Below are 18,981 nucleotides of genomic sequence, written 5' to 3' on the forward strand. Positions count from 1 at the left end.
GATTAATGATGCGCATGAGGAGCAGTTGCGGGTTCAGTATTACTGCCACTTAATCGTTGCAAGCTACCTTGAATACTGGCTTCAGAATCTAATAAGAATTGGCCGGATACGATGACCTTTTCACCCGCTTGCAGACCTTCGATAATCTCTGCTTTACCTTGAGCAATCATACCGACTTTGACGGCTACTGAAGCAAAGCTATTATCATCACGTTGCACTACAACACGGTTCTCTCGACCTGTTTGAATTAATGCTTCAGTAGGAATGGATAATACGCCGCGCTTTGGGCCGCCAAATAATTTCACATCAACTAAGCTGCCTGGTTTTAAGCTTTTACCTGGATTTTCGAGTTTGATGCGCACTCGCATCGCACGAGAGACGGGATCAAGTTCTGGGTAGATATAATCGATTGTGGACTCAAGATCGAACAAACCTTGGGCTGAAGACGTTACTTCAACTGGGCGACCTTGCTCTAACCAGCTTTGCTCATTTTCAAACACATCAGCAATAACCCAAACACTTCGTAAGTCGACGATTTCAAATAAGGTTGTTCCGGGTTCAACATACATACCATGACGAACACTCAGTTGACTGATAAAGCCATCTTGGTCGGCATAATATGGGACGCGATAAATGGTCTCGCCAGTGTTTTCCAGTTGTTGGATAGTTGTGGAACTCACCCCAAGTAGTTCAAGGCGTAATCGAGCTTTTTTAAGCAGCCCAGCACCGCGTTCAGGGTCTTGCATGAGATAATCTTTGGCTTGCATATAATCATCTTGAGCGTTGATTAACTCAGGGGAATACAGTTCATATAGCAGCTGGCCTTTTTTAACCCTCTGACCAACATTATGGATCATGAGAGTTTCTAACCAACCACTGACACGGGTATGCGCATGGCCAATGGTGTTTTCATTGTATTCGACGGTGCCAATGGTTTTAACGAGTTTCCATAATGTGCCTTCGCTGACTTGTTCACTACGCATCCCAAGCGCTTGTTGCATACCTCCGGATACGCCAACCACGACTTCTTCGCCTACGCTACCCATAGTGACTTTTTCTAGATTCATTCCGCAAATCGGGCAGGTGCCTTGTTCATCAGAAATCACGTGAGGGTGCATTGGGCAAACGTATTTGATATTACCTTCATCATTCGCTTGTGGAGTGGTGAGTAATGCCGGTTTAGGCTGACTAAGCACCTGCTCAGCTTTAGATTGACTTGCTGACTTATCAGGCAGAGTCACAGCATGAGTATGGCTATGACCCGCATGTTCAACTGAAGTGGACTCTTCCTCTTCTTCCTTGACTAAGAACATATTACATTGCGGGCAGCGACCTTTTTCATGGCTGGTTTCTTCAGGGTGCATTGGGCAATAGTAATTGGGGGTATTTGTCACTAATTCATCGATTGCAGATTGCTCATTTTTGACCAGAAACATATTACACAGTGAGCAGCGACCTTTTTCATGGCTGGTTTCTTCTGGATGCATTGGGCATGAATACATTGGATGCGGATCAATTGAATGATCAGCATGTTGATGATTATCTCGGGTATCAGTAGCTGCGTTAGCGGTGCTAATAGCAAGTACAGCCCCCAACGTCATTGCAATAAAAAGACTGATAATGTGTTTCATAAAAACCTCAAGTAACGAATGACGAACAACAATCCACATTTGGCAGTGAATTAGGTCATCGTAAAAGTAAAACCGGTAAAGTGATCGTTTGTAAAAATGCGCCATATGAAATCACGTTTTGGTGATGTAAACAGTAATGTATGGCGGGTTTAATGCAGTTTAGGCAATAGGAGGTTTAAATGCTGGCAAGGTTTGATGGTAAAAAAAATGCGGTAATTTAGTCGCTTCTGCTTTTATATTCAGTGATTTAGCAATGATGATATCGATACTCTGTAGGTGACCGGTCATCGAAATCTTCATACAATGACTGCAATCAAGACTGCAACCTGCCACTGAATCACAACATGAAGATGGTTCGGTCTGTGCTATATCAGTTATAGAGTCGCAACAATGTTTGCTTTGCTTGTTACTGTCTATTATTGAGGGGATGTTGGTCGATACCTGCTGGTGGCAGTCCATCGTAGCGCTTTCCGCATCCTCGGTAGCTGCATCACTCGTTGGTTCTTTATCAACTATATGAGTCATAGGCATTGCCACCATCGCATAGCCATTAGTGACTAAGCCTTGTCCGAGTAATGCGAACAAAGCGAAGAAAATAATGATGTGGTGGGACAGTTTAACGCTCATTTATAGCCTGTAGATCCTAATTATTAAAAGTCGTAATAACAGTAAAAGAATTTTACTCATTAACTTGGCGAATATAGCTTGTTAACATTCAGCGAGCAATAAAACGGGTCACAAAACAGATAATTAAATAATATAGATTGTTTAAGTTAATGATAGTTCATTAGTTTTATTGATGGTGTCAGTTTTATGAACTTTCTAGATATTGTTAAAGAAACTTTGCCAATAAGCCCAGCTTGTATTAGGTTTAAGTAAGCTAGATTGGGTCACTAATTTTGTGGTTATTTCGATCTAGGTCTCATTTTGAACATAATGTAGCAACTTATTAATTAAAACATGCCTTTAAATCATTTTTTTAAGGCTAAAACAACCTAGAATACAAATATTATTTTTAGAATTTAAAAATTATATTTTAGAGTTTAAGAATTATAAATTATAAATTTTCTATTGGAGATGACCGATGAACTGGCGTGCACTTTTCAAACCAAGCGCAAAATATTCAATTATCGCACTGATTGTAGTCGGTGTGATTATGGGTGTAGTAGGCTACTTCGCTACACAGCAAACCTTACATGCGACAAGTAGTGATGCATTCTGTATGAGCTGTCACAGTAACCACTCACTAAAAGATGAAGTACTTGCTTCAGCTCATGGTGGTGGAAGCGCAGGTGTAACTGTGCAATGTCAAGATTGTCACCTTCCACATGGCCCAGTTGATTACTTGGTTAAGAAAATCATCGTATCGAAAGATCTATATGGTTTTGTGACTATCAAAGATTTCAACACGCAAGCATGGTTAGATGAAAACCGTAAAGAGCAAGCAGATATTGCACTTGAATACTTCCGTGCAACTGACTCAGCTAACTGCCAACATTGTCATACTCGTATCTACGAAGATCAGCCTGAAACAATGAAGAAAATGGCTAAAAGAATGCACGAACGCAACGCCAAGCAAGAAGGCGATAAGAGAAAGACTTGTGTAGATTGTCATAAAGGTGTTGCTCACCCTTACCCTAAAAAGTAAGTAGACCTACATAAGAGGTGGCGAATAGGGAGTGATGACCCTTGCAGCTATCAATTAAAAAAACCTCGCTATGGCGAGGTTTTTTTATGGCTGAAATTTGCTGTTGTGAATTAAAAAGCAAGAAGGCGACTACTATTCCAAGCAGAAAGACTTGTGTAGATTGCCATAAAGGTGTTGCTCACCCTTACCCTAAAAAGTAAGTAGACCTACATAAGAGATGGCGAATAGGGAGTGATGACCCTTGCAGCTATCAATTAAAAAAACCTCGCTATGGCGAGGTTTTTTATGGCTGAAATTTGCTGTTGTGAATTAAAAAGCAAGAAGGCGACTATTATTCCAAGCAGAAAGACTTGTGTAGATTGTCATAAAGGTGTTGCTCACCCTTACCCTAAAAAGTAAGTAGACCTACATAAGAGATGGTGAATAGGGAGTGATGACCCTAGCCATGATCAATTAATGTCTATAACCATATTGATTAGTGCTTTAAAGGGTAACCCATAATAAAAGCTCAATAAAAAGCCCCACGAATGTGAGGCTCATAACTTAGATGCTGTTTAATTTCGTTATCACTTCATTTGTGATGCCAGCTATAAGTATCAATCTTCAGCTTGAGGTAAATCCAATACTTTTTGGCGATATTCTAATAAACCAAAGACACCCAAGAAATAGACTTTAATGTAATCGACTAACTTAAGTTTTAGTAATGTGTTGAACATGGTGTAAAAAATCAATAATTGGAACAAATGCATAAATGCCGTGATCAATAACAGAATATTAAGAACAATGCTGACTTTGCCATCGAATGGCATGAACACATTATAAAACATCACCAACCATGTCAGCAGAGTAAAGCTCTTACCTGCCAGAATAAAAAATTTCATCTGTAACCTTTAATCAATTTGATATTGGAATAAACGGTAGGTCACTTGCCCTGCCGATTTCTGTTTAAGCTCAATCCAAGTATTGGGGATGTCTAACTGAGCTAAGTCGGATTCCGTTTCGACATAAATTTGTGCATTTTCATTGAGCCATTGTTTTTCATCTAGCAGCGCGATGGTTTTACTGGCCAGATCTTTGCGAAAAGGAGGATCGACAAAAACAATATCAAAGCCTTTATCTGGATTACCTTTGGCGAGCAAAGCCAAACTATCACCATTAATGACATCGGCCGTTTCGCATTTTAGGGTTTGTAAATTTTGTTGCAACTGCTTCGCTGCGCTGGATTGCAGTTCAAAAATTCGAGCATAGTCAGCGTAGCGTGATAATGCTTCTAGGCTCAGTGCGCCGCTTCCAGCAAAACAATCCAACACTCTTGCACCGCGAACGTCTGTGGATAACCAGTTAAATAAGGTCTCGCGCACTCGATCTGTGGTTGGTCGAAGACCTTCAAGATCGTGAATAGGAAGTTTTCGTGAACGCCATTGTCCTGAAATGATCCTGACTTGGCCGCTAGCGGACTTATTTTTGGACATTTTGCCCTCGTGATTTTGCCTGAACAAAGAAAGTGGTAGACTATGCAACCAATTAGAATACTCGATATTTTATACCAAACTGATGCCTAAAGGTGAGCAATCCTTCTGACATTATCTGTATTAAGTTATCGAGAGTATTTTTCCGAATTTTTTAGCTCACTAAGTACTGGTAGTAGACATGGCAAAGAAAGGTTTTTTTTCGTGGTTTCGTAAAGACAAAACCAAAGAACAAGAGAAAGTTACAACCGACAACGCTCAAGAGCAAATTGACACCAGTAGTACTGAGCAGACTGAAGCAGAGCTTGCTGCTCAGCAATTAGCTGAACAGCAACGTGTTGAAGAACAAAACCGTCTTGCAGCAGAAAAAGAAGCTGCTGAAAAGGCTGAGGCTGAATTACAGGCTCAGCAATTAGCTGAACAGCAACGTGTTGAAGAACAAAACCGTCTTGCAGCAGAAAAAGAAGCTGCTGAAAAGGCTGAAGCTGAATTACAGGCTCAGCAATTAGCTGAACAGCAACGCGTTGAAGAACAAAACCGTCTTGCAGTAGAAAAAGAAGCTGCTGAAAAGGCTGAGGCTGAATTACAGGCTCAGCAATTAGCTGAACAGCAGCGCGTTGAAGAACAAAACCGTCTTGCAGTAGAAAAAGAAGCTGCAGAAAAAGCTGAAGCTGACCGATTAGCTCAGGAACTTGCAGAACAACAATTAGCCGAGCAACAGCGCGCTGAAGAGCAAGCCCGTATTGAAGCTGAACAAAAGGCAGCAGAACAAGCAGCTGTAGAGTTGGCAGCTCAAGAAAAAGCGGCTGCTGATAAAGCTGAAGCAGATCGCCAAGCTGAGCAACAACGAGTCACAGAACAAACTCGCCTTGCCGAAGAGCAATTAGCTCAAGAACAAAGAGAGCTAGAAGAGGCTGAACGTGCAGAAGCTCGGCGTCTGGAAGAGGAAGAAGCTGCTGCTCAAGCGGCACAAGAAGCAGAAACAACAGACGTTGTCGCAGAGCCTCAAGCTAAACCTGTTAAAGAAGGTCTTTTTGCTCGCTTAAAGCGTGGCCTAAAGCGCACCAGTGAAAACATTGGTAGTGGCTTTATGGGGATCTTTAGCGGTAAGAAGATTGATGATGATTTATTCGAGGAATTAGAAGAACAGCTGCTTATTGCCGATGTAGGTGTTGAAACCACCACTCGACTTATTGATAGCCTGACTGACAGCGCCTCTCGCAAACAGCTTAAAGACGCCGAAGCGCTTTATGATTTAATGCGCGATGAAATGCAAACCATTCTAGACCCTGTTGCGATTCCTTTAGTGCCTGAAAATGCCAATGGCCCATTTGTGATTTTAATGGTGGGTGTTAATGGCGTGGGTAAAACTACCACCATTGGTAAATTGGCAAAACAGTATCAAAAACAAGGCAAATCTGTCATGTTAGCTGCGGGTGATACCTTCCGTGCTGCAGCTGTTGAACAGTTACAAGTATGGGGGCAGCGTAACGAGATCCCTGTTGTTGCTCAGCACACTGGTGCAGATAGCGCCTCAGTATTGTTTGATGCATTGCAAGCGGCTAAAGCACGTAATGTGGATGTATTAATTGCAGATACAGCAGGGCGTTTACAAAACAAAAGTCACTTGATGGAAGAACTGAAGAAAGTCGTTCGCGTGATGAAGAAATTAGACCCAGATGCGCCGCATGAAGTCATGTTAACGTTAGATGCAAGTACCGGCCAAAATGCGATTAGTCAAGCACAGCTGTTCCAAGAGGCTGTTGGCGTTACAGGTATCACGATCAGTAAATTAGATGGCACAGCAAAAGGTGGCGTAATTTTCGCGATTGCCGATAAGTTTAATATCCCTATCCGTCACATTGGTGTTGGTGAACAGATTGATGACTTACGTACCTTTAATTCAAACGATTTTATCGAAGCATTATTTAGTCAGGATAAGGCAGAATAGTCACATATGATCCATTTTGAGCAAGTCAGTAAGATCTATCCGGGTGGCCAAAAAGCACTCTCTGAAGTCAATTTTCGTCTTCAACAAGGTGAAATGGCCTTTTTAACCGGACACTCTGGCGCAGGTAAAAGTACCTTGCTCAAATTGATCACTGTCATTGAGCGTGCCAGTGCCGGTAAAGTTTCTATTAATGGTCATGACATTGCCAAGCTTGGCAAAAAGCATGTGCCATATCTTCGCCGTAATATCGGCATGATTTTTCAAAACCATCACCTACTCATGGATAAAAGCGTGTTTGATAACGTGGCTTTACCATTAGTGATTGAAGGTTTTTCTCACGGTGAAATTCGTAAACGTGTAGCAGGCGCCCTTGATATGGTGGGCTTGTATGGCAAAGAGCGTCATTTACCAGTGATGTTGTCTGGCGGTGAGCAGCAACGTGTCGGTATTGCTCGCGCCATTGTGAATAAACCGCCTTTACTGCTTGCCGATGAGCCAACAGGTAACTTAGATCCTAAGTTATCGATGGACATTCTACGTTTATTTGAAACCTTCCATGACTCTGGCACCAGCGTCCTAATCGCAACCCATGATTTGGGCTTAATTGCGCGAATGAAATACCGCACCTTAACTTTACGCCAAGGCAAAATGCTTGGTGGTGATGAAATCTATTCAGCTGATACTCAGGGGCAGATTTAATGTCGAATAAAGTTAAGATAACCGCGAGTAAACTGCCCTTTACTGGGCGTTTAGTGATGTTTTTTGTACGTCATATTCAACAAGCAATGGCCAGTATTGGTGAGCTGTGGCGTAACCCTGTGTCATCTGTGATGACAATGGCAGTGCTTGGAGTCAGCTTGAGCTTACCTGCTGCACTACAAGTCCTAGTTAAAAATGCTGAAAATATTACTCAGTCTTGGAATAACGCAGCAGAAATCTCGCTATTTATTAATGAAGGACGCAGTGAACAGTCAATACAAAGTCTGATTTCACGGATTAATGTCTATTCCGAAGTGGATGTGGTTCACTACATTAATCGCGACCAAGCTTTAGAAGAATTTCAACGTTTATCAGGTTTTGGTGAAGCATTATCTTATCTCGATAGTAATCCGTTACCTGCAGTGGTTGTGGTTACGCCATTAGCACGACATTCAAGCCCTGAAGGTGCAAGAAAGTTGCTGGACAAGCTTGAGCGCGAACCTGAGGTCAGTTTTGGTCGTTTAGATATTGAATGGCTTGAACGATTACAAGCCATGGTGAGACTGATTGAACGCACTGTACTTGCCATTGCAGCCTTATTAGTGCTCGCGGTGGTGTTAGTTATTGGTAACACCATTCGATTAGCGATCATGAATCGCCGCACCGAAATCGAAGTGATGAAGTTAGTTGGTGCAACGGAAGCCTTTATTCAAAGGCCCTTCTTATATACCGGTATTTGGTATGGAGTGATTGGCGGTGTGCTCGCCTGGATCATCATTAACCTTTTAGTCTGGTATCTTGATTCTGCCCTTGCTGAGTTACTTGGCTTATACGGTAGCCAACTGCAAATTCAAGCCTTAAGTATGGCTGAGTTAGTCAAATTGGTGCTATTGGCTTCTTTCTTAGGCTGGTTAGGCTCATACCTCTCTGTTAGGCAGCATTTACGCGCAATTGAACCTTCTTAATATTACTGTCGTATTGTAGTGGCAATATATGATGTCCAAATGTGTTGGTAAGATTATTTTGGACTAAAAATGAACATTTGTTCACTTGCAATTGCTTTGGATTCAGCAGAGTATAATTCAGCGCGCATTTTGTGTGCATCCTTGTGTTGAACCACTGTTGACATATGTTGTCCGATAATAGATAGTTCACCACTTAACTTAAAATATTTTAAGTTACATAAGTGTTAAAAACGCAGTAATAGTAGGAGCTTTAATGGCCTTTCAATCGCAATCTATGTCACTCACTGTCCCTAGAGGAAGTAGCAGCTTAGAAGCTTATATGCAATCAGTCACAGGCATCGAGATGCTTGGGGCAGACGAAGAGCAGGAGCTTGCAAAACGCTTGCAAGAAACTGGCGACCTACATGCTGCAAAAAAACTGATTATGTCTCACTTGCGCTTTGTTGTGCATGTGGCGAAAGGTTATTCTGGGTATGGTTTGCCACAAGCAGATCTTATTCAAGAAGGTAACATCGGTCTGATGAAAGCGGTAAAACGTTTTGATCCTGGTGTTGGCGTTCGCTTGGTATCTTTTGCAGTGCATTGGATTAAAGCTGAAATTCATGAGTACGTGCTTAAAAACTGGCGTATTGTGAAGGTCGCAACAACCAAAGCGCAACGTAAATTATTCTTCAATATTCGTAAAACTAAAAAGCGTTTAGGCTGGTTTAGCGACGAAGAAGTCGGCATGGTAGCAGAGAATTTAGGGGTGTCTAAAAAAGACGTCACTGAAATGGAGTCGCGTATGGCGGCACAAGATCCTGCATTTGATTTAGCCAGCGACAATGACGATGACAGCAGTGTTGATTTTGCACCTGTTCATTATCTAGAAGATCATTCTTCTGATGTAGCCGTTGAAGTTGAAAATGAAAATTGGGAATCAGATTCTCAAGCGCGTTTATTCTCAGCGATTAAAACTCTAGACGAGCGTAGCCAACATATTTTGCGTGCACGTTGGTTAGATGATGATAAAACGACTCTGCAAGAATTAGCATCAACTTATCAAGTTTCTGCTGAGCGTATCAGACAGCTTGAAAAGAACGCGATGAACAAACTTAAATCTTGCATGGAAATCTAATTCCGCTTGGTTAAGTTTATAATTAAAACCTGCTACGGCAGGTTTTTTTATGGCTTTTTTTAGCTCTATTATAGAAGCGTTGTGGGACTTTACCCTACAAAGGCAATCTTTGCTTTACTGCGGCAATAATCGCTTTCCGAGGGATCTTAAGGCTAGTGGTTTTGATACCGGTTGGCCAAGAGTAATAATGTCTTGGGCGCTTGAAACGAGCAATTCTTTCAATAATAAATTGCTCGATTGAATTAACTTGTGCTGTTGATAATTGGGCTTCTACTGGAACAGTCGCAGTCTGTTGGCTTGATAGTTCACTATTCTTGAGTTGAATGATAGCTGCAGGCAATAAGCTGAATGTCTTATCTTCTTCTGCGAACACAAGCGCATTTTCGATTAAGGGGTGTGCTTTTAATGCCGCTTCAATCTCTTCTGGGTGAATATTTTCACCACCGCAAATAAACATGTTATCGGCGCGACCAAGTAAGCGAAGGTTACCAGAATCATCCAGTTCGCCTAAATCTTGGGTGTTAAACCAGCCTTGTTCATCAGTGACTTTTTCAGCAATACATTGATGGTGTGAAGGTACAGTATTATCGGTTACTGCATCAGTTAAATAACCTAAGAATAGGCAGTCGCCTTTTACCCAAATAGTGCCATCTCTAATTTCCATTTGTCTGTGGCTTAATGGCTTTCCTAAATGGCCCTGAGGGTTTATCAAAGCTGTTGTGATTTGTGAACTCATTTCAGACATGCCATAACTGCAATATGCATTAATATGTCTGTCAGCGAGCGCTGAGACTAATTTAGCTTCTATGGCGCCGCCGCCTAATAACAAGGATTTTACTTGATCTAATACTTGCGGATGCTGGGCCAAAATTTTACTTAATTGCGCAGCCACTAACGAGACATGACTGATTTCGTTGCCGCTAATTTGTTGCCATAAAGGCTGATTATTACTCAGTACCACACATGCCCCAGCGAGCGCACAACGATTAATGATGGCTAAACCACCAATATGAAACAAAGGTAGCGATAATAACCAGGTGTCACCGCTTTTGAGGCTAATATTTTCAGCCGAGCCTTGTGCACTGGCAATGTGATTTGATAAACAATGCACCACGCCTTTTGGGGTGCCACTAGAGCCAGATGTGAGAATGATATTCAGTGGTTTTTGGCTATCAATACTTGGCTTACTTTGAATTGGATCAGGATGTTCACACTCTAGTTGAAGATCAATTTTGAGCCGTTGTTGGGTCCCATCACTGATATTGAAATCAGGCTGCTGCGCCTCTGACCAATAAAAATCAATCTTAAAACGCTGACATAATTGGGCTTGTTGCGATACAGGAAACTTAGGTGATATTGGCAAAAATATCGCGCCTAAATCAACGCATGCCCAATAAAGGCAAATCATTTCGAGGTTATTAAGGCTGATACAAGCGAGACGGCTATTATGACTAACGCCTTGCTTTTGCAGCGATGTCACAAGGTTAGTTACCAGCGCACTTAACTTAAGGTAACTGATTGCGTCACTATGCTTAATACTGGCTTTATCGCCGTTATCTGTTTGCTGAATTGCTATAGCATCGGGCATGTCTAAAGCAGTTTGGTGTAGCGGAGAAATCATCACAAAACCTTTGTTAATCTGTCTGACTATGGCGTTTCTTATTTATTAGTATAGCGATTGATTAGCTGAGTAACTTGTGGATTCAGTTGATTGTTTTCGAGCATTAACGGCTCGCTAAAGTTAGCTAGCGTGTCGAGCCCCGGGATTTCATCAGGGGTTAACTGTGCGGCTAACGTCGCTAAGTCGTTAATCCCCAGGTTAGCTTCTAAACTTGAGCTAAATATACAACGCACGCCATGTTCTGTGGCGGTTTCAATGAGTTTCGCTAGTTTGTCGATATTGCCAATAATCATCGGCTTGATGATAAGTGCTGCTAACCCATCAAACATAGTAAATTGATAGTCTGCATCATTTAACGTTTCATCTAGCGCAAAAGGAATCTTAAGTGCTTGATAAACCATGCGGCTTTCTTTGAGCGTTTGGCAAGGTTCTTCAATGTATTCGATGCTGGCTTTTGGTAAGCATGCCAGAAACTCAATGGCTTGCTCAGCACTAAAACCTTGATTCGCATCAAGGCGTAATTTGAGCTTTGGATTAATAGATAATATCTGATGAATAAACTGGATTTCTTGTTCTATTGAAGCTTGAGCCACTTTGACTTTTATTGCATAAGTACGTTTAGGTAGTGCATTTATTTTGGCCGCTAACGCTTCATTTGTCGTGTCAGGCTGATAATAAAACAAACTGATTTTTCGGTCATCAACATGGGCATATTGAAATGCCGAACTAAACTTAGTCGCTAATAAGCTGAGCCCAAATGCTGCAGAGGGCAGCTTTATTTCACTGGCAATATTAGCTAATTCGGTTAACGGCTGATTGATTAACAGCGGTAATTGCTGCTGGAGTAATGCAATCACTTGTTCAAGTGATTCTTCGCTAAATCCAACAAGAGGATTATTGTTGGTATCTACGCCTGACAAAGGGCTGATTTCGACACTTTCGCATTGACCATGATTTAATTGAGCATGATTTAATTGAGCACTAATGACTAAACCAGACCGTTGATCGATGCGCTGAGTTGCCACAGGCAATGTGGGTGATAATGGAATTTGGTAACGGTGCAGTGTAAGCTCACTGATGATGGCAAGTTCGACTTGTTCAAGGCTAGAAGTTTCATTGTTATCATCAGTGTGCATAAAGCGTAAATCCTTTATTAACGAATACTCACCGCTTAACAGTGTTGTTAGCAGTTATGGGTAAAGCAGCTGTATGACGCTTGCTGCAAACATCTTTGGTTGCGCTTTATGGGTATTGTGCCCTGAATTTGGGATTGTGATCACCGATAAATCAATTTTCTGTTGCCACTTCTCTGCCAAGTTAGAAAATTTGTTGTCATTCTCACCCACCAATAGATATCTCGGGCAGTGTAATTGTTTCAGTACTTTTTCGCCATTATCTTGTAATCCAAGTGAAGTACTCTGAAAACAATGCAGTAACGCTTGAGGATTATTTTTACTACGAATATTAATCAGCTGTTCACGAGCATCATTATTTAATTCAGCAAAAACCGGCTGTTGGTACCATTCACTTAAAAAGGTTCTTAATGGCTTTGACGCTAGTTTATCTGCCCATTTCTGATCGTGTTTCAGTCTGGTTTGCTTATCACGTGTGGAACATAAACCTAAATGAGCTGACTCCAACATAAGACTCAATAGTGCCGCAGGATGGAATTTAGCGATATGCAGTGCAACTCGGCCACCTAAAGAGTATCCCAGCAAATGAAATTGCGGATAACCTAGATTAATCACTTGATGGGTAATGGTATCAGCAAGGGCTTCAAAGCCTGGCGTTGGCAATATCTGCTCGTTTTCACCATGGCCTGGCAGATCGATGCAAATACAATGAAAGTATTGGCTTAGGGTGGGTAAGCAAGCTTGCCAATCTTCTTTGGAACCTAAAAAACCATGTAATAAAACCAGTGCAGGTAATGCAGTATCACCGTATCGTTTAATGGTTGGCATTAGTGTTGTTTCACCCATTGTGCAATGAGCTTGATTTGATCGCTTGCTTGATTAGGGCTGACATTGACTTCAATCACAGATGTTCCTGCAAAGGCCATTGCATCAACATAAGCTTCATCAAAACTGGTTAAACAATCCACTTGGTTATATGGCAAACCAAACATGGCGGCAGCATAACCAAATTCCAGTCCGTGACTCAAACGGTAATATTCATCTCTTACTGCTTCATTAGGCACAGGTAATAAGTTGAAAATATTGCCGCCATCATTATTCAAAATCACAATCACAAACGGACTGTTAACTTGCTTGGTTATGGCGAGCGAATTAAGATCGTGCAAACTTGAAATATCACCAATGAGTAGGGTGCTTGGCTGTTTACTGGCGAGTGCCATTCCGCTTGCTGTAGCAATTAATCCATCGATGCCTGATGCACCTCGATTGGTATAAATCGCAGGCGTTTCGCAGGTAATAGGTGAATACATATCGTATAAGCGAACTGGCAAGCTATTACCAATAAACCATTGATGTTTTGAGGTCTGCACCTTAGCTATTTGGCGAACAACTTGGGGTTCACCAAAGCTGCTTTGGTCAATATGCTGTGTTAGCAATGCTTCAATATTTTGATTCATTTCTACTAATGACAGCGCCCAATTGGCTGAAGATGATCTTGGCCACTGCGCACCGCACATTGCTGAGACACTAGCGAGCCATATCCGTTTCGACTGATGGTTAGGGTCAAGGCGCTGTTGAGTCGGTAAGACTTGCCAGTAGCTATGCCATTGTTGCTCAGCAATAAAACTAATCAGTCTTTTAGAAATAAAACGCCCGCCAAATATCAATACACGGTCTGCTTGTTCGACGAATTTAGCTGCTTTGGGGTTGAGCATTAGCTGATCAATATGGCCAATTACACTAGGGTGTTGCCTGAGCTGAGACTGTGCATCGACCACAATAGGCCAGCCCAATTTTTGCCCCAGTTCAATAATCTGTTGTGGATTATCTTTTGGAGATAACGTGCCCACCACAATCACGCCTTTGCCATGGACGAAACGCATCATGGTGTCTTCAGTCGGTAAGTTGCTACTAGATGCTTGACCATAATCAGTATAGGGAAATGCGTGATTTAGCCAGTCTGAAATTGGCGTCACATAACCAGATAATGATGTTTTAACAAGTTGAGATAAGGTTTCTAATTCGCTTGGGTATAACGGCTCACGGTACATACAATTGAAATGTACTGGTTGAGTTTGATTACTCACTACTTCATCGATGGTAGTGAGCAAAGTATTTGGGGCGATGGCTAAATCTGGCGTTGGTAAATTAACTTGTTTAGCATAATCGGCGAATATTGCGGGTTGCACAATGGCTTGGTTTGCACCACAACCGATTAATTCAGGCGGTCTATCGCCACTTAACACAATCAAAGGAACTTGAGTTAACCAGGCTTCTACAATTGCTGGGTACAGGTTGGCGACTGCTGTGCCAGATGTGGTGACAATTGCTACAGGGCTATTACTGGCTTTTGCTAAACCAAGCGCCATAAAACCTAAACCACGTTCATCGAAGTGTAAATGCCGTTCAAGTTTATCTTGGGCAGCTGCGGCTAACGTTAATGGTGTTGAACGAGAACCAGGTGCCATGCATACGTGCTTTACGCCAAGTCGAGCCAGCTCTTCAAGGATGAGTGCACCCCAAAGTAAATTGATGTCAGAATTAGGCCGTGTTTGCATAGTGTTAAATACCCAATTTAAAGTGTTTGAAACCTGTAGTTTCAACATACTTGTTTAAGTTTTATCGACTTAAAAAGTGTTATTTATTTTAGTCTCTTATCAGCATTGTTGGCTATTTTACCAGTATAACCAATAAATTAATTTGAGAATGTGCGTTACGCTTGATTGTTAATCCATTCACTCATTACCACGTGGGTTTTAATTTTGACGATATCTACCTGGGCATCAATGTACTCACGAATTTCATGCAGTCGCTTCATCGATGCGGCATTAACATAAACCAACAGATCCATTTCGCCAGTGATCCCTTGGCAAGTTATGACTTCAGGTATGGCATGAAATACGTGCACAACATCGGCACAATTGGCGCGTTCATGTTGTATTTCAAAGTATGCCGATACGCCTTCTTTTTGCGACTCACTTAATAAAACTTGATAGCCTCGAATTACACCAGATTGTTCAAGTTTTTTTATCCGCTCAGTAACCGCACTCCGTGATAAGCTCACAGCTTCAGAGATATGAGAAATACTCTGACGAGCATTTGCTCTTAACGCATTTAAAATGAGTTGATCAAATTTATCCATTTTGATTCCAGTCGTTAGAAATACAACATCCGTCATATTGTTGGTAATTTTATTAATTACCGTCAAAATGTCGGTTTTATAAGTGTTTTTGCAGAGTGATTACGGCAGTTTGTATCCAATAACCATTTTATAATTCTTGCAAACACCACCATAGAGCAAGCTAATGAATCAAATTACAGGAACGATAGGGCGCTGGCAAGGTGCCGGACTGATGGCCACCACTTTGCTTGGTACAGGGGTATTTATTTTACCGCAAATGACCATTGCAGTGGCAAATAGTGGTGCTTTATTGGCATGGATTATTTTGACCGTCGCCATTTTGCCTGTGGCAGTGGTATTTGGTTTACTTGCTAGCCGTTTTCCTCATGCAGCAGGGCCAGCCTATTTTATTGAAAAAGCCTTTGGTACCACTGCGGGGCGCACGATTGGATTGATCTTTTTGTTTGTGATCCCGATTGGTGCACCAGCGGCAATTCTAATGACTTTTCAATTCATGGATGCCTTAGTTTCTATCACAGGCTGGGGTCAGTTAGTGGCTGAGCTGATGATTGTGTTGGTGCTGTTATTGCTGAACTATCGCGGTATTCAGGTCTCTGCCAAATTGCAGTTTGCGCTGACTTTAGCCATTGTGGCAGTTGTAGCGGTGTTATTTAGTGCCAGTGGCACAAATGTCAGTGAAGCTGGTGCATTCACAGAGTTAGCTTCAGCTGAGGTTTCGACAGTCATGCTAGCCATGGGGATTGGATTTTGGAGCTTTTTAGGTATTGAAGCCATGACGCATTTAGCCAATGACTTTAAAAACCCTAAAAAAGACATGCTACCAGCAATGATGATTGGCACGGTATTAGTCGGCATCATTTACCTTATTTGCACCTTATTGCTATTGATGGTGCCTAGCGATAAAGAAGGATTAGCAATGATCCACACTTTCGAAACGTTATTGGGTAATGTGGTGTGGCAGGGCATGGGAGCGCAAGTCATTGGCATTTTGGGCATTGCTAGCGGCATTGCGACGGTTAACGTCTATTGCGCCAGCGCAGCACGTTTACTGTGGAGCTTTAGCAAAGAAGGCGTATTACCGAGTTACTTTAGCAAACTCAATCAATTTGGTGTGCCGCTGAGAGCATTAGTGACGATTTTATTGACCATGGTATTAGTCATCAGCTTTACTTTTGTTACTGAGCAAAAACTCGAGGACTTAATTGCTTGGAGTAACGGCGTATTCATTATTATCTATTTATTGACCATGTTATCAGCGGCAAAATTGCTCAGTAAACGCTATTTACCACTCGTGGTTGGTGGTTGCATATTTTGTCTAGGGGTGGGAGTAGCTCTGGCTGAAAATATGTTGTATTCCTTTATCTTAGTTATAGTGGTTGCGCCATTTATGTATTGGCAAAAACAGCATCAAACGCGTAAACAAGCGGCTTAACTTAAGGTTTGATTGCGCAGAAATGTAAAAACGGGACTTTCTAAAGAAAGCCCCGTTTTTATTTGTCTTATAGCCAACAGCTTAAGCGTAAAGCTTAGTGCTTAAGGGGAGGAACTTAGCGTTCTTCCATGGCAATATTGCGCATTTGAATCACTTCACTGTGCTTTAAATAAAGTAAATCAGCGGTGCGGCGAATAATTTGGTCTTCATTTCGACATAACTTGCCATCCGAGTAAGCCAACTTCCACATACACAGAAGTAATTTTTGCTTTTGCTCAATGGAACACTGAGCATTAATTTCTGCAGTAAACTCGAATAATGAAATTGAATTGCCTTGAACTAACTTGGCTTCGTCAATTAATGCGTTAGCTTCAGCAGCACTGATATTTAAATTGTCGCTAATTATTCCAGGAAGCATCGCTACTTCTTGCTCGTCTAGCGTTTCATCGGCATACATGACCTCAAGCAATAAACTTACAGCAGCTAACTTTAACTGTTGTGCTTGATCTTCTGGGGTCGTTGCTTGAGCATGCGACTGTAAAAACTGTTTCAGTTTCGCGATCATATGGCCTCCTAAACGTCTTTAAAACAATGCAGCTGTACTGACTATTTTAGTGAGTATTGAAAAGTGAATATAAGATTAAGCTTAACAGAGACAATAATGCCGAGCGAATGGCTCGGCATTAAATAAAATTAATCCTAAATCAGCGAGTCATTAAAGTAATGAATTCACGCCTTTCATTAACAAATCAACCGTACCTTCAGTGCCGTTGGTTTCTAGGTATGATTTGGCAATATCAACCATTGGCGCAACGTATTCTTTTTTAATGCCTAACTGTTCGAACGCGTCGTATACCATTGCAGCGCCTTCAAATGACTTACCTAAATCACCTGCTTGAGATAATAAACCTGACATGCCATCGTCCGATGCTAATGCAGGTACTGCAGATAAAAGTGTGTCAGCTCCAGGAATGCTGTTTGATAACTGGCTAAAGTCAGAATCGCCTAAGTTAGACTGCGCAAGGCTTAGCAAGGTGCCTAAGCCGCCTTCCGCTTGATCTTTACTGAGGCCAAGTTGTGACATTACGTTACCTACTAAATCAGTAGATTGTGCATCAGCGGTAGTCTCTACTTTTTCTACTTTCTTTTCATCGGTGCCAAAAACACTGTCTAACCAACCCGCTTGTGCTGGAGAAGTAACTGCAAACATTGCGACTAAAAGACTTACTGCTGGGCTTAATTTCATCGTGGCCATCCTGTGGTTTATGTTGAATGATTAAAAGTGAGTTTTCGATATCCTGTGACCATTTTAACGTTATTCACAAATTTGTGACAAATGATTTAACTAACTTTACTCTCACTTGATATCAATTGTGCAAAAACACAGTTTTTTCGGTATCCTTAGCAGCATATTTATCTATTTTTGATTATTGGAAGTCCCATGTCATTGTCTGCAATTTTGACTGAAGCATATAATTTCTTTCGTAACCACGTGGCGCAACTTGCCTCACTAACAGTGCCATTACTGTTAATTCAAGTCATGATCCAAGTGTGGCTTGGCAGTGAGTTGGCTGCCCAAGCGGAAGTTGAAGTACCGCAATTTGGCGCTATCCATGGTGCTGCTATGATGGTGCTACTATTAATCTTCTCGTTGCTTATCGCTGCATTAACCTTATACCTAGAAGTTCGCTCTCGCGGGCATGACGTTACTCCAGGTATGGTGCTGAAAAACAGCTTTACCTTTGTACCGCCATTATTATTAGCTGGAGTATTCTCTGGTTTAGCTATCTTGGCGCCGGTGATGTTATTTGCGGTATTCGGTCCGTTTTGGATTATCGGTTTGAGTATCAGCTTTTATTTGTTTGCTCGCCTTGCCTACGTTAACTTTATGGTGATCGTTGAGCGTGTAACGCCATTAGAAGCCATTAAAAGCAGCTTTAAATTTTCATCGCCAATCGTGCTGAAAACCATGATGATATTAATGCTTTACCTACCATTATCAATGGTTGGTGGTATCGTTATACAGCTGACAGAGTTCGGTGGATTCCCGCTACGCGTCATTATTGATACCTTGTTCGCATTTTTAGGACTTTTCGTTAACGTTGCACTGTTTAGATTGTATATGGTTAACCGTAGTACTGATGATAAAGAGTCAGAGACCACTGAAATCTAA

Annotated in this window: 18 protein-coding genes; 7 read left to right on the forward strand and 11 right to left on the reverse strand. The window is 41.6% G+C overall.

What is annotated here, in order from left to right; translation table 11 throughout:
• Positions 1 to 2: 2 nt before the first annotated feature.
• Both BCU84_RS03560 and BCU84_RS03565 read right to left on the reverse strand, forming a co-directional pair.
• Positions 3 to 1,631 (reverse strand): efflux RND transporter periplasmic adaptor subunit, encoded by a 1,629-nt coding sequence (locus BCU84_RS03560; protein ID WP_241906353.1) that lies wholly within the window; start codon positions 1,629 to 1,631, stop codon positions 3 to 5.
• Positions 1,632 to 1,790: 159 nt separating this feature from the next.
• A complete protein-coding gene (locus BCU84_RS03565; RefSeq protein WP_102526732.1) occupies positions 1,791 to 2,258 on the reverse strand; it encodes a hypothetical protein in 468 nt (155 codons plus the stop codon).
• A gap of 457 nt (positions 2,259 to 2,715) precedes the next feature.
• Between BCU84_RS03565 and BCU84_RS03570 the strand changes: the two genes are divergently transcribed.
• A complete protein-coding gene (locus tag BCU84_RS03570) occupies positions 2,716 to 3,279 on the forward strand; it encodes a NapC/NirT family cytochrome c (RefSeq protein WP_102526733.1) in 564 nt (187 codons plus the stop codon).
• Positions 3,280 to 3,875: 596 nt separating this feature from the next.
• Here the strand turns inward: BCU84_RS03570 and BCU84_RS03575 are convergent.
• Both BCU84_RS03575 and rsmD read right to left on the reverse strand, forming a co-directional pair.
• The gene (locus BCU84_RS03575) at positions 3,876 to 4,160 is read right to left on the reverse strand and encodes a DUF1145 domain-containing protein (RefSeq protein WP_102526734.1); all 285 of its coding nucleotides are present in this window, start codon (positions 4,158 to 4,160) and stop codon (positions 3,876 to 3,878) included.
• A gap of 9 nt (positions 4,161 to 4,169) precedes the next feature.
• Positions 4,170 to 4,751 (reverse strand): 16S rRNA (guanine(966)-N(2))-methyltransferase RsmD, encoded by a 582-nt coding sequence (gene rsmD / locus BCU84_RS03580; RefSeq protein WP_102526735.1) that lies wholly within the window; start codon positions 4,749 to 4,751, stop codon positions 4,170 to 4,172.
• Positions 4,752 to 4,929: 178 nt separating this feature from the next.
• On the opposite strand from rsmD, the gene ftsY reads away from it, so the two are divergent.
• The 4 genes from ftsY to rpoH all read left to right on the forward strand — a co-directional run bounded on the left by ftsY (position 4,930) and on the right by rpoH (position 9,480).
• Positions 4,930 to 6,699 carry a signal recognition particle-docking protein FtsY gene (gene ftsY / locus BCU84_RS03585; RefSeq protein WP_102526736.1) on the forward strand — a complete coding sequence of 590 codons (1,770 nt, stop codon included), beginning with the start codon at positions 4,930 to 4,932 and terminating at the stop codon, positions 6,697 to 6,699.
• Positions 6,700 to 6,705: 6 nt separating this feature from the next.
• Positions 6,706 to 7,398, forward strand: coding sequence for a cell division ATP-binding protein FtsE (gene ftsE / locus BCU84_RS03590; RefSeq protein ID WP_102526737.1), 693 nt, complete (start codon positions 6,706 to 6,708; stop codon positions 7,396 to 7,398).
• Positions 7,398 to 8,363, forward strand: a complete 966-nt coding sequence (gene ftsX / locus BCU84_RS03595; RefSeq protein WP_102526738.1) for a permease-like cell division protein FtsX — start codon at positions 7,398 to 7,400, stop codon at positions 8,361 to 8,363. The genes ftsE and ftsX overlap by 1 nt, the downstream gene beginning before the upstream one ends.
• Before the next feature lie 253 nt (positions 8,364 to 8,616).
• Positions 8,617 to 9,480, forward strand: a complete 864-nt coding sequence (gene rpoH / locus BCU84_RS03600; protein ID WP_102526739.1) for an RNA polymerase sigma factor RpoH — start codon at positions 8,617 to 8,619, stop codon at positions 9,478 to 9,480.
• A gap of 94 nt (positions 9,481 to 9,574) precedes the next feature.
• Here rpoH and menE read toward each other — a convergent pair whose 3' ends face one another.
• From menE to BCU84_RS03625, 5 genes are all read right to left on the reverse strand, one after another.
• Entirely contained in the window at positions 9,575 to 11,101 is a 1,527-nt protein-coding gene (gene menE / locus BCU84_RS03605) for an o-succinylbenzoate--CoA ligase (RefSeq protein WP_102526740.1), read from the reverse strand.
• Positions 11,102 to 11,139: 38 nt separating this feature from the next.
• Complete coding sequence (gene menC, locus BCU84_RS03610) at positions 11,140 to 12,237, reverse strand: o-succinylbenzoate synthase (protein WP_102526741.1); 1,098 nt, start codon at positions 12,235 to 12,237, stop codon at positions 11,140 to 11,142.
• A 54-nt stretch (positions 12,238 to 12,291) separates the two neighbouring features.
• Entirely contained in the window at positions 12,292 to 13,062 is a 771-nt protein-coding gene (menH, locus tag BCU84_RS03615) for a 2-succinyl-6-hydroxy-2,4-cyclohexadiene-1-carboxylate synthase (protein WP_157936189.1), read from the reverse strand.
• Positions 13,062 to 14,792, reverse strand: a complete 1,731-nt coding sequence (gene menD, locus BCU84_RS03620; RefSeq protein ID WP_102526743.1) for a 2-succinyl-5-enolpyruvyl-6-hydroxy-3-cyclohexene-1-carboxylic-acid synthase — start codon at positions 14,790 to 14,792, stop codon at positions 13,062 to 13,064. Before menD ends, menH begins: the two co-directional genes overlap by 1 nt.
• 155 nt (positions 14,793 to 14,947) lie before the next feature.
• The gene (locus tag BCU84_RS03625; RefSeq protein WP_102526744.1) at positions 14,948 to 15,376 is read right to left on the reverse strand and encodes an Lrp/AsnC family transcriptional regulator; all 429 of its coding nucleotides are present in this window, start codon (positions 15,374 to 15,376) and stop codon (positions 14,948 to 14,950) included.
• Between the two features lie 163 nt (positions 15,377 to 15,539).
• Between BCU84_RS03625 and yjeH the strand changes: the two genes are divergently transcribed.
• Positions 15,540 to 16,808 carry an L-methionine/branched-chain amino acid transporter gene (gene yjeH / locus BCU84_RS03630; protein WP_102526745.1) on the forward strand — a complete coding sequence of 423 codons (1,269 nt, stop codon included), beginning with the start codon at positions 15,540 to 15,542 and terminating at the stop codon, positions 16,806 to 16,808.
• 115 nt (positions 16,809 to 16,923) lie between these two features.
• Here the strand turns inward: yjeH and BCU84_RS03635 are convergent, their stop codons facing one another.
• Together BCU84_RS03635 and BCU84_RS03640 are read right to left on the reverse strand one after the other, a co-directional pair.
• On the reverse strand, positions 16,924 to 17,373 hold the full coding sequence (locus BCU84_RS03635) for a TerB family tellurite resistance protein (RefSeq protein WP_102526746.1): 450 nt from the start codon (positions 17,371 to 17,373) through the stop codon (positions 16,924 to 16,926).
• Positions 17,374 to 17,523: 150 nt separating this feature from the next.
• The gene (locus tag BCU84_RS03640) at positions 17,524 to 18,054 is read right to left on the reverse strand and encodes a DUF2780 domain-containing protein (protein ID WP_102526747.1); all 531 of its coding nucleotides are present in this window, start codon (positions 18,052 to 18,054) and stop codon (positions 17,524 to 17,526) included.
• A 195-nt stretch (positions 18,055 to 18,249) separates the two neighbouring features.
• On the opposite strand from BCU84_RS03640, the gene BCU84_RS03645 reads away from it, so the two are divergent.
• Positions 18,250 to 18,981 (forward strand): hypothetical protein, encoded by a 732-nt coding sequence (locus tag BCU84_RS03645; protein ID WP_102526748.1) that lies wholly within the window; start codon positions 18,250 to 18,252, stop codon positions 18,979 to 18,981.

Origin of the sequence: Shewanella sp. 10N.286.51.B7, assembly GCF_002873615.1 — a bacterium.
GTDB classification, from domain to species: Bacteria; Pseudomonadota; Gammaproteobacteria; order Enterobacterales; family Shewanellaceae; genus Shewanella; species Shewanella electrodiphila.